The organism is Acinetobacter sp. WCHA39, from assembly GCF_002165385.1.
Classification (GTDB): Bacteria; Pseudomonadota; Gammaproteobacteria; order Pseudomonadales; family Moraxellaceae; genus Acinetobacter.
In genome coordinates, this window is record NZ_NHRP01000031.1 from 19,033 (window position 1) to 34,087 (window position 15,055).

The following is a 15,055-nucleotide window of genomic DNA, read 5'->3' on the forward strand; positions in this document are numbered from 1 at the left end:
TTTTTTGGTGATTTAAATAAAAACAACAAGCTATACTAGATAATGGTTTAAATTTTTAATAGTTATGTTTTGAAAAAAGCTGTGTATTTAAACAGCTTTTTTCTATGTTTTTATAGCGGTTTAGTTAAAATTTAGATCGTCAGTTCAGCCTGCATATACAGTTTTGCATAACCTGAAATTTCAATACGATCCTCAGACTCAATCACACACTCTAAAATCCCACCTCGAACTGATGCCTGATATGCGATAAGCTGAGTTTGATCAAGTTTTTCAGACCATAAGGGCGCAATTGCAGTATGAATCGAACCCGTAACAGGATCTTCATTAATCCCAATCGCAGGGGCGAAATAGCGAGATACACAATCAAACTGACCTTCGCCTCTCGCTGTAATAGCAACATCAGGTTGAGATGCAGTAATTGCGGTACGTAATGCGCCTAATTGTTTTAATTTTTCAAAATCAGGCTGCTCGTTTAATACATCAGCGACTGTTTCATATTCAACAATATACGCCTGACCATTCAGATAAACCGCTTTAAATGGCTTGGTTAAACCATCTCGAAGTTCCTGAGGATATTCAGATACAAGTTCAGCTTTTCGAATAGGGAAATTCATTTTAATCTTGCCGTCTGCTGCTTGACTAACGATAAAAATTCCCAACTCACGCACATGAAATTGAATGGTTTTTAATCTTGTAAAATCTTTAAATAATACGAATGCACTTGCCAGTGTCGCATGTCCACAAAAAGCGACCTCATCCGTTGGCGAAAACCAACGAATTTCATAATTTGTCTCATCAATCTTTTTAACAAAAGCCGTTTCAGAAAGATTATTCTCTAATGCGATATTTTGCATGAGATACTCATCCAACCATTCATCTAAGACAATGACTGCTGCTGGATTGCCTTTAAATAATACTTGGGTAAAAGCATCAACTTGATACATTTTCATAGCAACAGACTCTAAATATTTTTCAACTATTTTGAACTTTTAGCCAATAAAACATAGATACAGATTTATCTAAATTTACGATACAGTGCATATTTATACGTTTAAAAATCATGTGAAATGCACAATGAAAAGACGATATTAACAAACAATACAATAGAACTAAAAAATGCCGACAAAAAAGGGCGTTAGTTAAACACCCTTCTCTTTAGCTCAGCTTTGTTTAATCTTCCATATGATGAATAATGGCTTGACCAAATTCAGAACAGCGCAATAGGGTTGCATTCGGCATTAATCGTTCAAAGTCATACGTTACTGTTTTCGCTTCAATTGCACCAGAAACACCTTTGATAATCAAATCAGCAGCTTCGTCCCACCCCATATCACGTAACATCATTTCAGCAGAAAGAATAATTGAACCAGGATTAACCTTATCCTGCCCCGCATACTTTGGTGCTGTTCCGTGTGTTGCCTCGTAAACTGCTATCGCACCACCAATATTAGCGCCCGGTGCAATGCCAATTCCCCCTACTTCTGCTGCCAACGCATCAGAAATATAGTCACCATTTAAATTAAGTGTCGCAATAACAGAATAGTCCGCTGGACGCATTAAAATTTGCTGTAAAAAGGCATCAGCAATCACATCTTTAATAATAATGTCTTTACCATTTTTAGGGTTCTTGATTTTAACCCACGGCCCACCATCAAGTAGTTCACCACCAAAGCGCTCTATTGCAAGTTCATAGCCCCACTCTTTGAATGCACCTTCGGTGTATTTCATAATGTTACCTTTGTGGACCAACGTCACGGAAGGTTTATCATTATCTATCGCAAACTGAATGGCTTTACGTACTAAACGTTGTGTCCCTTCTTTAGAAACAGGTTTGATCCCAATTCCACAGCCTTCGTCAAAACGGATTTTTGTTACACCCATTTCTTCTTTTAGAAATTTAATAACTTTTTTAGCTTCCTCTGAATCTGCTTTCCACTCAATCCCTGCATAAATATCTTCTGAGTTTTCGCGGAAAATCACCATATCCGTGAGTTCAGGATGTTGAACAGGTGAAGGAACACCCTCAAACCAACGTACTGGTCGCACACAAACATATAAATCAAGTTCTTGACGCAACGCAACGTTCAGTGAACGAATACCACCACCCACAGGTGTGGTTAAAGGCCCTTTGATTGAAACAATAAATTCTCGTAGAGCTTCGAAGGTTTCTTCAGGCATATAAGTGCCATAAATTTTATCTGCTTTTTCACCGCAATAGACTTCCATCCATTCGATCGAACGTTTGCCACCGTAAGCTTTTAACACCGCAGCATCTACTACTGCTTTCATAGCTGGTGTAATATCCACACCAATACCATCACCTTCAATAAAAGGGATGATTGGATGATTTGGAACATTCAGTGACAGGTCTGCGTTTACTGTGATTTTGTCACCATCAGCAGGAACCACGATCTTCTGATAACCCATTTTGCAGGTTCTCCCTCATGTATTTAGCGATTATCACTATGCCTTCTATGGCATACTTTCGTTTTTATTGCATGAAACAGTTTAGTCCAAAACAGGTTTTTTTGAGATTTATACGGGAAATAACAACATTTTCCCATTAAATAGAAACCTTTATTGTTATGATGCCGCCCATAGCCAAAGCAGTATACTCATATGAAAATAGTTGTATTCAACAAACCTTTCGACGTTTTGTCACAGTTCCGTGAGGATGAAGCTCACCTTACACTTTCTCACTTTATTCATGATCCAGATTTACGTCTGGCAGGCAGACTTGATCTTGATTCAGAAGGACTTATGTTCCTTACCGATCATGGTGGTCTGAATCAATACATTACGAATCCTGCAAATAAAAAATTTAAAACCTACCTTGCTCAAGTCGATGGTGATGTAACTGAGGAGGCTTTAGAACAATTGCGTAAAGGCGTTGAACTCGCTGATGGCATGACGTTACCTGCTAACGCAATTAAAGTACATGCACCAGAATGGTTATGGGATCGAGATCCACCTGTACGTTATCGCGCTAACATCCCAACAAGTTGGATTGAGCTACAAATTTGTGAAGGTCGTAATCGCCAAGTGCGTCGTATGACAGCGGCGGTTGGCTTTCCAACTTTACGCTTAATTCGTACTAAAATTGGTGCAATTGATTTGGTTCGTTTAGGTTTACAACCAGGTGAGCAAACTGAAATCGAGCCTTTGCTTTATCCTGATTTTAAAGATTTACCTGAAGATCAACCGTATCGTTCTCGCTCATATGTGAAAAAACCAGGCGGCACGGGCGGTAAACCCATGCACCAGAAGAAGAAAGAAGGTGATAAAAAAGATCCGAACAAGAAAAAGTCAGGTACAAAGCGTATTTGGCAAATGGATGAAAGTGAGAAACCACGTCGTAAGACCAATGGTACAACTCGTCCAAATACTAAAGCACCTCGTGGGCGCAACCGTAATGGTCGTTGATATCTTTTAAAGTATTAAGGAGCTATAAAATAGCTCCTTAATAACATATTTATTTTTCCAAATCTTATGTTTAAATCTCAAATAGAATGAAACTCATTAAAAAATAAGATAAAAGCCACAACCATACTTAATGGCAATCCAATTTTAACTATCCAATATTCCAATTGATTCACTTCACTAAAATCCTTTTTCCTCGTTAAAAACCATTTCCTTAAAATCCAAATATGTGCAGCCAAACATAATAGAAGAGCAATGATTATAAAAAAAATATTATTTCCCTTTTTAGGATTAGTGTCTACCAAAGAATAATCAATTTTTTTATTTTCCCCATTATTTATTATCTCAAAAGACTGAACATAATAAATAACATCTTGATTAGATCTCCCTATACCTTCCTTATATTTTAAGTTTTGAATCGGTAGGCCTCCACTTTCAAGTATAGATTTACAATAGTTCTCTAAAGATAAGGCACATTCATCTGTATAAAAAAGTTGATCTCCTTTATATATTTTTAGGTAATAAGTCTTAAAAAAGTTTTTCCTTTTTACTTTATAAGAACTATATATTTTAAATGAAGAATCTTCATGAATAAATTTCTCAGTCCATTTGTAATTAAATTTTTCATTATAAGTACCAATTTGCATTGCCAAAATACCATAAGTAATGACAAGCAAAGTACAACTTATTAAAATTTCGTTCCAGCTCTTACTTTTAACCATTATTTTCATCAAAAACAATCTTCTATAATTTTAATTAGTGTTTGAATTTTTCATCTTTACAACATCATATCCTATTAAATTAATTTCCTTGGTATTTGGGTCTACTTTAATTCAACCATTTAATATTATAAATAAAAAAACCGATGCTTTCGCATCGGTATTTTTACATTACCAACAGGTTTGTTAGTTCTGCATTAAAACTTAAATCATTTCAAGCGTAGCATTAAGCGTTGAACTTGGACGCATTACTGCATTTACTTTTACTGGATCCACAGCGTAGTAACCACCAATATCAGCTGCTTTACCCTGTACTTCACTTAATTCAGCAAGAATTTTTTGTTCATTTTCAACCAAGGCTTTTGCAAGAGGAGCAAACTTCGCTTTCAATTCAGCATCTTCGTTTTGAGCAGCAAGCGCTTCAGCCCAATACATTGCTAAATAGAAGTGGCTACCGCGGTTATCTAGCTCACCCGTACGACGAGATGGAGACTTATCGTTATCGAGCAATTTACCCGTTGCTTGATCAAGAGTTTCTGCAAGTAACTTCGCACGTGCATTATCTTCTTTAAGACCAAGCTCTTCTAAAGATACTGCAAGCGCAAGGAACTCACCAAGCGAATCCCAACGTAAGTGGTTTTCTTCAACTAACTGCTGAACATGCTTCGGCGCTGAACCACCTGCACCTGTTTCATACATACCACCGCCCGCCATTAACGGAACGATTGATAACATTTTCGCTGAAGTACCCAATTCCATGATCGGGAACAAGTCAGTTAAATAATCACGTAAGATGTTACCAGTCACAGAGATTGTGTCTAAACCACGTGCTACACGTTCAAGCGTATAACGCATTGCACGCACTTGTGACATGATTTGAATATCAAGACCCTCTGTATCATGTTCTTCTAGATACTTTTCAACTTTCTTGATCAACTCATTTTCGTGTGGACGATATGGGTCAAGCCAGAAAATCGCAGGCATACCAGAGTTACGAGCACGACTTACCGCAAGTTTTACCCAGTCACGAATTGGTGCATCTTTCACCTGACACATACGCCAGATATCGCCTTCTTCTACATTCTGAGACATCAACACTTCACCAGTGTCTAAATCGGTAATGTTCGCAATACCCGCTTCAGGAATTTCAAATGTTTTATCGTGTGAACCGTATTCTTCAGCTTTTTGCGCCATCAAACCAACGTTCGGTACAGTACCCATCGTACGTGGGTCAAAGTTACCATTCCACTTACAGAAATTGATCATTTCTTGGTAGATACGTGCAAAAGTTGATTCAGGCATAACAGCTTTACAATCGTAAGGTTTACCATCGGCACCCCACATTTTACCACCACCACGAATCATTGCTGGCATAGATGCATCTACAATCACGTCGTTTGGAGAATGGAAGTTATCAATCCCTTTCGCTGAATCAACCATAGCTAATGCTGGGCGATGTTCTTGGCAAGCATGTAAATCTTCAATGATTTCTTCACGGAGTGAAGTTGGTAAAGTTGCGATCTTTTCATAAAGACCTGCCATACCATTGTTGACATTAATACCTAACTGATCAAATAACTTACTGTGTTTTTCAAAAGCATCCTTATAGTAAATTTTCACACAGTGACCGAAAACGATCGGGTGTGAAACTTTCATCATGGTCGCTTTTACGTGTAATGAAAATAAAATACCAGCTTCACGGCAGTCATCAAGTTGCTTCTCATAGAAGTCACACAATGCTTTTTTGCTCATGAACATTGAGTCAATCACTTCACCATCTTGAAGCTCAACTTTAGACTTGAGAACGATTGTCTCACCGCTCTTCGTGATTAACTCCATCTTCACATTACGTGCACGATCAAGTGTCATTGATTTCTCGCCATGGTAGAAGTCACCTTCTTCCATATGCGAAACGTGCGTTTGTGACCACTGTTTCCACTCACTCATTGAATGAGGATGCTTTTTCGCATAATTTTTTACAGCAGCAGGCGCACGACGATCTGAGTTACCTTCACGTAATACAGGGTTTACAGCAGAACCAAGACATTTACCGTAACGTGTCTTAAGTTCTTTCTCTTCATCCGTTGTTGGATTTTCTGGATAATCAGGAATTGCATATCCTTTAGACTGCAATTCTTTGATACATGCTGTTAACTGAGCAACTGAAGCACTGATATTTGGCAGTTTAATGATATTTGTATCTGGATCTTGAGTAAGGCGACCAAGCTCAGCAAGGTTATTGCTTACCTTCTGCTCATCGCTTAAGTATTCCGAAAATTCCGCAAGCACACGTGCTGCAACAGAAATGTCACTCTTGACAATTTCTATGCCAGCTGGCTTAGTAAAGGTCTCAATGATCGGCAGTAGCGAATAGGTCGCCAACAATGGCGCCTCATCAGTCAGTGTATAAATGATTTTTGACTTTCCACCAGCCATATATAGCCCCTTGTGTTTGGTTGAGTTTTTCATGAACGAGCTTTTGGCCCAGTCCATTAAAACCGGTTTGCTTGATTAAGGTCTGAGAGTATCAGTCCTCAACGTATCTCAGTCAACGCAATATCTTGTGATATTGACATTTCGCTACGAAATAATGGTATAAAGCTTACGCTTTGTGACCAAGGAACCGGTTAGCTTAAATAAAACATGAGAGTATCAGCGTTGATTACTTCTCAGTCAATGTAATATATCGTGATATTGATATTTCGCTACGAAATACCAATGCTTGAGTACTTCCGTACGATTAAACCCTACATTTTTTAAAATTTTATTTGCCAATTCATTTCTGCCAAATATTTTATAAAATGCTTAACCATAATAAATTGTTTAAGTCCGTACGAATATTCGACTCAAGTTTCATTTACACTTTTAAAACAGGTGAATGCTTCCAAAAGAATAAGCAAAGCTCATTTTTCCCAGAAGTTCCTGTAATTTTCTCTGTGGATGGCAATCTTGAACATTATCATATTCCACTTTTGATAAGTCCTTATGGATACTCAACTTATCGTGGTAACTAATTATTTTCAAAAATCTTAATTAAAATTTTGATATACAAATGAGGGAAACTGAATCTGTTCCCTCATTCACACAATAATTTATGCTAACGGTGCGTACAACGCTATCAATTGCATCAACCTTTCAACCAAACCTCTAATTTGGTTTGATCTTCAACTTTTAACTCAACCGAATTCAGAGGATTCTCTCCAGCATGAAGTTCAAACTGTAGGAGCTCATCGCGACGGAATGCATAAACTATAAATGAGCCTTTTTGTTTTGCATACTTCGCCAACAACTTTTCTGATGCTTTGATACCATCAATCGCAATAATGACATCGTTAGCAGACAAACCTGCTTGCGCAGCAGCACTATCACGGCGAACATTTTGCACGATGACACCTTCCGCTTTATCTAGCACTTTTAAGCCAAAAGGTAATGCTTTGTTATTTTTAACGATATAGCTCAAACCAAACTCTGGGAATAGTTGATCCAATGGCAATTCATCAGTGGTATTGATCAAATGATTAATTTGTTCAATCCAGTTATCCCCAGTCAATTCATTACACAATTCAAAAATCGTGCGTTCATTGACTTGAATGCCCTTTTGGGTATTTTCATACAAACGGCGCATCAAGGCATCTAAGTTTGAACCACGTAAACGCAAGCCCAAGTCTAAGCAAAGCGCAACTAAGCTACCTTTGTTGTAATAACTTGTTCCTGCATTATTTGAGTTTTCATCCTGACGATAGAATTTAATCCATGCATCAAAACTCGATTCTGACACAGACTGAATAAAGCGCCCTGGATTTTGCAAATAACGCTCAATCTGTGCTTTAAGTAAATCCAGATAGGATTTTTGAGAAATAACGCCGCTGCGTAATAAAATTAAATCATCATAATAAGAAGTAAAGCCTTCAAAAATCCACAATAAGCTCGTATAGCCTTCTTTATGTAGATCATAATTCGTAAAGTTTTCAGGACGGATAAATTTAACTAACCATGAATGAAAGTATTCATGGCTACATAAGCCTAAGAAACGCTGATAATCTTTAGACGGTTCTTCAGCTTCATCTACTTTCGGCAAATCATCACGTGGTGTGATCAAACTGGTGCTATTACAATGCTCTAGACCGCCATAACTATTGCCCGTTGCCATAGTCATAAAGGTATAGTTTTGAAACGGTGCAGAACCGAACATCTTAATTTCAGTCTGACAGATTTGCTGAATATCAGTTTGTAACCGCTCTAGATTTGTATTGTGTTTACCTGAAATCACAAACTCATGCGGAATACCATTTGCTTCAAAGCTAAAACGGCTTTGCTCTGCCAACTCAAATGGACTATCAATCAACTGATCGTAGTTATCTGCCTTTAAAGTATAGCGTCCTTTCACCAAACTCTTAGCAGTTAAACCTGTTGCAATTTGAAAATGTTTTAATTCATGCGGTAAGAAAATTTCAACTTCACATGGTGATTGTTCTTGATCGATTAAACCTAAACAAACACAAGCAGGGTTTACATATAGGCGAGTTTGATCAACATAAGCGCCTCGTACCGACAAATCATAAGCGTAGACATCATATTCAACCGTAATCAATTCATGATCTGTATTGAATAATTGCCAACGGTTCTTTTCCGTTTTCTTAATACTAAGTAACCGCCCTGCTTCATCAGATGCTTTTACTGATTCAATATGTTTTGAAAACTCTCGAATCAAATAACTGCCAGGAATCCATGTCGGTAACCAAAGTTCTTGGTTCGGATTAGCGAGGAAACGAAGTGTGACATGAATAAGATGTTGGCGATAATCGTCAAACTCAATTTGATAGTGCAACATAGTTTTAGATCATAAAAATAGGAACAGTTTCACACAGCTTAGCATTTTTTTACAAAGTCATGCGTAGATGTCTTAATTGTTGGCAAAAGTTGCTGGATTCTGCAACAAAAAAGTCATAGCATGCTTTTTTTCGCTTTCCATGCCATTGGATCGGCTGCACTAGGTGTTCTCTTGAAATTTCTCCTCTCGCTCTTTACGTTCTTTAGTCTGTTATGTGCCAATTTAGTACATGCCAATTTACTTAATATCGCTCCTGAAACGGTTGAAGCGCAAGCTTGGTCGATCGTAGATGCTCAATCAGGTCAAATCATTGCTGAACATAACAGTCATGTTCAACGTTCACCTGCATCGCTCACCAAAATGATGGTGGCTTATATTGCTTTGAAAGAAATCGAAGCAGGTAAATTACGTAAGGAAGAGGTATTAACCGCAACACCTGTGGTGAGCACGGTCATGTGGGATGAATCCCAAATGTATTTAAAAGCTGGTGAACAAATTTCTGTTGATCAACTTTTAGCAGGACTGATTGTCATGTCTGCGAATGATGCTGCGGTTACACTTGCTGAAAAAATCTCAGGGGGTGTTCCACAGTTCGTTGCGCAAATGAATAAAGAAGCCCAAGCCTTAGGAATGAAAGATACCCATTTCAGTAATCCTGCTGGTATCACCATGACGGATCATTACTCAACTTCAGCAGATTTGAGTTTATTAGCAAAAGCTATCGTAAAAGAGACACCTGAATATTTACATTATTCAAAAATGCCAAGTTTTAGCTATAACCAACGCTTTCACCGTGCAACGAATCTTGCATTAAAAATGGATCCAACAGCAGATGGTTTAAAAACAGGTTATACCAAGGCGGCAGGTTACAACTTGGCTTTAACCGCTGAGCGCCCTACTCTAAATCCACATGTTGACAAGCGTCGTTTGATTGTAGTGGTACTTGGAACACCAAGTGCGGTAAAACGTGCTGAAGTCGCGCATAAATTAATGAATTTAGCTTACACATACACACGTGATGAAGAAGTGATTCCAAAGCAAAAGCTAATTGCTGAACTTCCTGTGATCAAATCAACTTTGAAAATTTTCAAAGTTGAAACTCAACAACCCACTATCGTAACAACATCTCTATACGATCAAGCGACACCAATTGATTTAAATAGTTTTGATTTACTCACACAGCGTATACATTTGCTTGATACAAACCAGCAAATCAAAACCATTGAACCACTTGAAACGACAAAAACACACGTCAATATCAAACTCAATGAACAGCATTTAACAGCACCATTAACGCAAGTCATGAATTTGGCCACAGTGACGGTTTATCAAAATAATCAGTTGATTCGTAGCATACAAATTGAAAATAACGTGGAAATTGAAGAAGCAAATATTTTTCAAAAAATTATGATTTGGTTTGCAAACTTATTCTCGTTTTTTTCAACAAATGATGTCAAAGCTGCCAAACTTTATCCTTTAAATCAAGGATAAAAAACCTACTATTTTTATCAAGATTAACCATACAATGTTGAAAAAAGGATGGCATAATCCAACCATCCTTTCACAAAAATAATTAGGTTAATCATGAGCAAAACCTTACATCATATCGTGATTGTGGGTGGTGGCGCAGGTGGTTTAGAGCTTGCGACACAATTAGGTGAACGTTTTGGCAGGAAAAAGAAAGCCAAAATTACCCTAATCGACCAAAATCTCACGCATATATGGAAGCCTCTCCTACACGAAATTGCCGCTGGCTCGCTAAACCCTCACGAAGAACAAACCAATTATTTTGCTCACGCAGAAAAACATGATTTTGAGTTCATCCTCGGAACCTTAATTAACGTAAATAAAGATCAAAAACAAATTACGATTTCACCTCCTCAACTTTCTAAAGAACATACTCCTGTTATTCAGAGTCTCAGCTACGATACGTTGATATTAGCTGTTGGTTCAGTTTCAAATGACTTCGGAACTGAAGGTGTACGTGAAAATTGTCATTTCTTAGATAGTCGCAAACAAGCCGATATTTTCCAACAGGACTTATTCCATCTTTATATTGAAGCGCAAAACCAAGCAACTGAACGTGCCTTGAATATTGGTATCGTGGGTGCGGGTGCAACAGGTGTTGAATTAGCGGCTGAACTGATTGAAACCACGAAGAATTTTTATCGTTATGGGTTAAAGAAAATTAATCCAAAACAAGTTAAAATTACTTTGATCGAAGCCTCAGATCGTATCTTGCCTGCACTCAATGAAAAAACAGCTGCACATAGTGCGAAACAATTACAAAAAATGGGCATCGACATTCTGACGCAACATAAAGTGCAAAAAGTCGATGAATCAAATGTCTATTTTAGCAACGGTCATGTTTTGCATTCGGACATTACTGTATGGGCGGCAGGTGTCAAAGCACCTAAAGTGTTAGAGTCATTTACAGATTTTAAACGCGATAAAATTAATCGTTTAATGGTCTATGCGACATTACAAACTTATTCAGATCCAAATGTATTTGCCTTTGGGGATTGTGCAAATTGTCAGCTTGATGCACGTCAACCTCCATTAGGACCACGTGCACAGGTCGCAAGCCAACAAGCGACCTTCTTGGTAGATGCCATGGCCGCTCGTTTATCTGGCTCACCTCAACCTATGTTTAATTTCAGTGATAAAGGTTCTTTGGTTTCATTAAGCCGTAATCAGGCTGTTGGAGAATTACTCGGTGATGTAAGCGTACAAGGTTTTATTGCCAAAACAATGTATGTGTCTTTGTATCGATTACATCAAGCCAATATTCATGGTTATACCCAAGCAGGAATGCTGACCATGAAAGATTTTCTGACACGTCGTGTACGTCCAAAAATTAAACTTTATTGAGTTGAAATTTTCTATTTCGTTCCCATTTATAACGAAATAGTTTCAAAAAGTGGAAAATAGTCAACAAAATCTATTTTTCACTTTATGATGTACACCTAAATTGATTGAATGGATCAAACAACATGACTGCTATTGCAAATAACCACGTGGTTTCATTCCACTACACTTTAACAAACGCTGAGGGTGAAACACTTGATCAATCTCAAGGTGAACCACTTGCATATTTGCACGGCGCGGGCAACATCATTCCAGGTTTAGAAAATGCACTTCTTGGTAAAACAGTAGGCGAAAAATTTACTGTAACTGTTCCAGCTGCTGAAGGTTACGGCGAATATAACCCAGACCTCGTACAAGAAGTTCCAGCTCAAATGTTCCAAGGTGTAGACAATATCCAAGCGGGTATGCAATTCCAAGCTCAAACTGATGATGGCGTTCAAATCGTAACTGTTAAAGCAGTTGAAGGCGAAAACGTTATTGTTGATGCAAACTTCCCTCTTGCTGGTCAAGACTTAACTTTCGAAGTTGAAATCGTAGAAATCCGTGATGCTAGTCAAGAAGAATTAGATCACGGTCATGTTCACGGTGCAGGTGGTCACCACCACTAATTCATTTTTGAATTAGAACATCTCAAAAAGCAAAGCCTCGGCTTTGCTTTTTCTTCACATAAGCACCTATAAAATATAAATAATAATTTTTAAAGAACTTTATAGAATTGCTATGTCAAATACTTATCAATTAATCTGGTTCCGCCAAGACCTGCGCGTCCGTGATCAGGCTGCTTTATGGCATGCGACTCAAACAGGTTCATGTGTCGCAATCGTTGTATTATCGCCTGAACAATGGCAATGCCATGATGATGCGCCGATTAAAATTGAATTTTATCTGCGTCAATTACACGAACTAAAAAAACAACTGGATAGCTTGAATATCCCATTAATCGTTCAAACCATTCCTTTATGGAACGATATTCCCCAATTCTTTATTCGCTTATTAGAGCATATTAATTTTCAAAATATTTATGCCAATATTGAAGTTGGTGTTAATGAACTTCAACGTGATGCAAATGTTCAAAAGCTTTTAAATCAGCATCAAAAAGAACTCGTACTGTTACATGATCGAACTCTGTTTCCTTTTGCATCTATCCGTAATCAATCGAACCTGCCCTACCAAGTTTTTGGCGCATTTAAAAAAGCATGCTACCAACGTTTACAACATGCTTTACCTCAATGCTATCCGATGCCCAATATTCAACAACCGATTGAATTAGATTTATCTGCTTTAGCTCAAACAGACATCCATCAATTACAAGTCGAATATGCAAAGAAAATAAAACCACCAATTACGATTCTTTGGAATGTCGGTGAATCACACGCTCATAATTTATTGGATCATTTCATCGATCAGAATCTAACGGACTATAAAGTATCTCGTGATCTGCCTTCAATATCAGGCACAAGCCAGCTTTCTACCTATTTAAATATTGGCATACTTTCCATTCGCCAATGTATCCAAGCGTTGTTTCGACAACAGCACGGTGATTTTGTTATTCAATCTGAAGGTCAACAAACGTGGCTCGATGAACTGTTATGGCGTGAATTTTATCAACATATTTTGTTTGATTTTCCACAAGTCTCTAAACATTTACCCTTCAAAGCAGCAACCCAACAAATCAATTGGCGCGATGATCCAGTTAATCTAGAAAAATGGCAACAAGGGCAAACAGGTATTCCAATTGTAGATGCAGGTATGCGTCAGCTACTCGCAACAGGTTGGATGCATAATCGAGTTCGTATGATTTGCGCTATGTTTTTAACTAAAAATCTATTGATTGATTGGCGCATCGGCGAACAATGGTTTATGCAACATTTAATCGATGGTGACTTAGCTGCAAATAATGGTGGATGGCAATGGTGTGCATCCACAGGCACAGATGCTGCCCCTTATTTCCGAGTATTTAATCCAATTAGCCAATCACAAAAGTTTGATTCCAATGGAGACTATATTCGTAAATGGGTGCCAGAACTCGCACATTTGGATGCACAAATCATACATGAACCTTATGCAAAAGATTTATCAAAAAATCTCAATTATCCAAAACCAATTGTTGATCTTAAAACTAGCAGAGCACGCGCAATCGAAGCTTTCAAATCATATTTATAGCCTTAACCAAGGCTATAAATTTGCTGGATAATCACTTTTTAATCGCACAAATAAACAATTCATACTGTATGTTACTGTTTATAAAATCATTTCATCAAATCAATAACATAAAACAATCAAAAATCACATTAATATGGTGTTAAGTTAATCAGAAAAGAATTCGTTAAAATAAAAATGATTCATCTATTTGCCCCTATAATTACGTTTACATATATAAAAAGAGAGCCATTATGTCTTTGTCATACCATCAAGAACTTCATGTCATACAACGCTCAGGATGGCTGCGTGCTGCCGTGCTTGGCGCAAATGATGGCATTATTTCTGTCACAAGTTTAATTATGGGGATGGCAGCCAGTGGTGCGAGTTCGCAAACACTCTTGGTCACCTGTATTGCTGGACTGATCTCAGGTGCAACCTCGATGGCGGCTGGAGAGTATATTTCGGTAAAATCTCAAGAAGATATTGAAAAATCAGACTTAAAATTTGAAGCAACTGAACTTGAAAACAATCCGCATGCAGAATTGAAAGAACTGACTGAAATTTATATTTCGAGAGGTCTAAAACCTGAATTGGCACATGAAGTTGCCACACAACTCACAGAACATGATGCACTTGGGGCACATGCCCGTGATGAAATTGGCATACATGAAAATACTGCTGCGAATCCGATTCAAGCAGCGCTCTCTTCTGCTGCTTCCTTTTCATGTGGTGCTGTACTTCCTATGCTTGCCATTTTACTCAGCCCAAGTTCATGGGTCGCTCGCTCAGTTTTAATTACAGGTATCGTCTCACTCGCATTATTGGGAGCGTTATCCAGTTATTTTGCTCGAACATCAATGCTAAAAGGTAGTCTACGTATTACCTTATGGGGCATTTTAGCCATGGCATTTTCGAGTTGGGTCGGCTCATTGTTCCATGTGACTGGCATTTAATTTCTGTGTGACTCGGTATTTTAAAAGATTAATATTCAATAATTATAGGACTTACGCACTATTATTTATAGATTCTCTGTGGTAGCAGATGATTTTTATCGAGAATAAAGTCATCAATGAAG

12 protein-coding genes are annotated in these 15,055 nt (G+C 37.8%); 7 read left to right on the forward strand and 5 right to left on the reverse strand.

Features of this window, described 5'->3' with window-relative positions; genetic code table 11:
- Positions 1 to 131: 131 nt before the first annotated feature.
- Positions 132 to 950: a PhzF family phenazine biosynthesis protein gene (locus CDG56_RS13450; protein WP_087537009.1), complete on the reverse strand. Its 819-nt coding sequence runs from the start codon at positions 948 to 950 to the stop codon at positions 132 to 134.
- A gap of 220 nt (positions 951 to 1,170) precedes the next feature.
- Positions 1,171 to 2,427, reverse strand: a complete 1,257-nt coding sequence (gene icd / locus CDG56_RS13455) for an NADP-dependent isocitrate dehydrogenase (RefSeq protein WP_087548174.1) — start codon at positions 2,425 to 2,427, stop codon at positions 1,171 to 1,173.
- Between the two features lie 192 nt (positions 2,428 to 2,619).
- Between icd and CDG56_RS13460 the strand changes: the two genes are divergently transcribed.
- Positions 2,620 to 3,423: a pseudouridine synthase gene (locus tag CDG56_RS13460; RefSeq protein WP_087537008.1), complete on the forward strand. Its 804-nt coding sequence runs from the start codon at positions 2,620 to 2,622 to the stop codon at positions 3,421 to 3,423.
- A 77-nt stretch (positions 3,424 to 3,500) separates the two neighbouring features.
- On the opposite strand, the gene CDG56_RS13465 is transcribed toward CDG56_RS13460, so the two are convergent.
- Positions 3,501 to 4,151 carry a hypothetical protein gene (locus CDG56_RS13465; RefSeq protein WP_087537007.1) on the reverse strand — a complete coding sequence of 217 codons (651 nt, stop codon included), beginning with the start codon at positions 4,149 to 4,151 and terminating at the stop codon, positions 3,501 to 3,503.
- A gap of 192 nt (positions 4,152 to 4,343) precedes the next feature.
- Positions 4,344 to 6,575 carry an NADP-dependent isocitrate dehydrogenase gene (locus tag CDG56_RS13470; protein WP_087548175.1) on the reverse strand — a complete coding sequence of 744 codons (2,232 nt, stop codon included), beginning with the start codon at positions 6,573 to 6,575 and terminating at the stop codon, positions 4,344 to 4,346.
- Positions 6,576 to 6,940: 365 nt separating this feature from the next.
- Between CDG56_RS13470 and CDG56_RS13475 the strand changes: the two genes are divergently transcribed.
- Positions 6,941 to 7,153, forward strand: coding sequence for a hydroxyisourate hydrolase (locus CDG56_RS13475; protein ID WP_413772673.1), 213 nt, complete (start codon positions 6,941 to 6,943; stop codon positions 7,151 to 7,153).
- Positions 7,154 to 7,266: 113 nt separating this feature from the next.
- Here the strand turns inward: CDG56_RS13475 and CDG56_RS13480 are convergent, their stop codons facing one another.
- On the reverse strand, positions 7,267 to 8,970 hold the full coding sequence (locus tag CDG56_RS13480; RefSeq protein WP_087548176.1) for a M61 family metallopeptidase: 1,704 nt from the start codon (positions 8,968 to 8,970) through the stop codon (positions 7,267 to 7,269).
- 171 nt (positions 8,971 to 9,141) lie between these two features.
- Between CDG56_RS13480 and CDG56_RS13485 the strand changes: the two genes are divergently transcribed.
- The 5 genes from CDG56_RS13485 to CDG56_RS13505 all read left to right on the forward strand — a co-directional run bounded on the left by CDG56_RS13485 (position 9,142) and on the right by CDG56_RS13505 (position 14,933).
- On the forward strand, positions 9,142 to 10,461 hold the full coding sequence (locus tag CDG56_RS13485; RefSeq protein ID WP_087548179.1) for a D-alanyl-D-alanine carboxypeptidase PBP6B: 1,320 nt from the start codon (positions 9,142 to 9,144) through the stop codon (positions 10,459 to 10,461).
- Between the two features lie 93 nt (positions 10,462 to 10,554).
- On the forward strand, positions 10,555 to 11,841 hold the full coding sequence (locus CDG56_RS13490) for an NAD(P)/FAD-dependent oxidoreductase (RefSeq protein ID WP_004663294.1): 1,287 nt from the start codon (positions 10,555 to 10,557) through the stop codon (positions 11,839 to 11,841).
- 122 nt (positions 11,842 to 11,963) lie between these two features.
- On the forward strand, positions 11,964 to 12,446 hold the full coding sequence (locus tag CDG56_RS13495) for an FKBP-type peptidyl-prolyl cis-trans isomerase (RefSeq protein WP_004663295.1): 483 nt from the start codon (positions 11,964 to 11,966) through the stop codon (positions 12,444 to 12,446).
- Between the two features lie 112 nt (positions 12,447 to 12,558).
- On the forward strand, positions 12,559 to 14,001 hold the full coding sequence (locus CDG56_RS13500) for a cryptochrome/photolyase family protein (RefSeq protein WP_087548177.1): 1,443 nt from the start codon (positions 12,559 to 12,561) through the stop codon (positions 13,999 to 14,001).
- A gap of 230 nt (positions 14,002 to 14,231) precedes the next feature.
- Positions 14,232 to 14,933 (forward strand): VIT family protein, encoded by a 702-nt coding sequence (locus tag CDG56_RS13505; protein WP_087545505.1) that lies wholly within the window; start codon positions 14,232 to 14,234, stop codon positions 14,931 to 14,933.
- Positions 14,934 to 15,055 lie beyond the last annotated feature (122 nt).

Excerpts from the sequence above, each read along its gene's own strand:
- CDG56_RS13450 (WP_087537009.1), bottom strand. The coding sequence starts at position 950 with ATGAAAATGTATCAAGTTGATGCTTTTACCCAAGTATTATTTAAAGGC.
- icd (WP_087548174.1), bottom strand. The coding sequence starts at position 2,427 with ATGGGTTATCAGAAGATCGTGGTTCCTGCTGATGGTGACAAAATCACA.
- CDG56_RS13460 (WP_087537008.1), top strand. The coding sequence starts at position 2,620 with ATGAAAATAGTTGTATTCAACAAACCTTTCGACGTTTTGTCACAGTTC.
- CDG56_RS13465 (WP_087537007.1), bottom strand. The coding sequence starts at position 4,151 with ATGAAAATAATGGTTAAAAGTAAGAGCTGGAACGAAATTTTAATAAGT.
- CDG56_RS13470 (WP_087548175.1), bottom strand. The coding sequence starts at position 6,575 with ATGGCTGGTGGAAAGTCAAAAATCATTTATACACTGACTGATGAGGCG.
- CDG56_RS13475 (WP_413772673.1), top strand. The coding sequence starts at position 6,941 with ATGCTTAACCATAATAAATTGTTTAAGTCCGTACGAATATTCGACTCA.
- CDG56_RS13480 (WP_087548176.1), bottom strand. The coding sequence starts at position 8,970 with ATGTTGCACTATCAAATTGAGTTTGACGATTATCGCCAACATCTTATT.
- CDG56_RS13490 (WP_004663294.1), top strand. The coding sequence starts at position 10,555 with ATGAGCAAAACCTTACATCATATCGTGATTGTGGGTGGTGGCGCAGGT.
- CDG56_RS13495 (WP_004663295.1), top strand. The coding sequence starts at position 11,964 with ATGACTGCTATTGCAAATAACCACGTGGTTTCATTCCACTACACTTTA.
- CDG56_RS13500 (WP_087548177.1), top strand. The coding sequence starts at position 12,559 with ATGTCAAATACTTATCAATTAATCTGGTTCCGCCAAGACCTGCGCGTC.
- CDG56_RS13505 (WP_087545505.1), top strand. The coding sequence starts at position 14,232 with ATGTCTTTGTCATACCATCAAGAACTTCATGTCATACAACGCTCAGGA.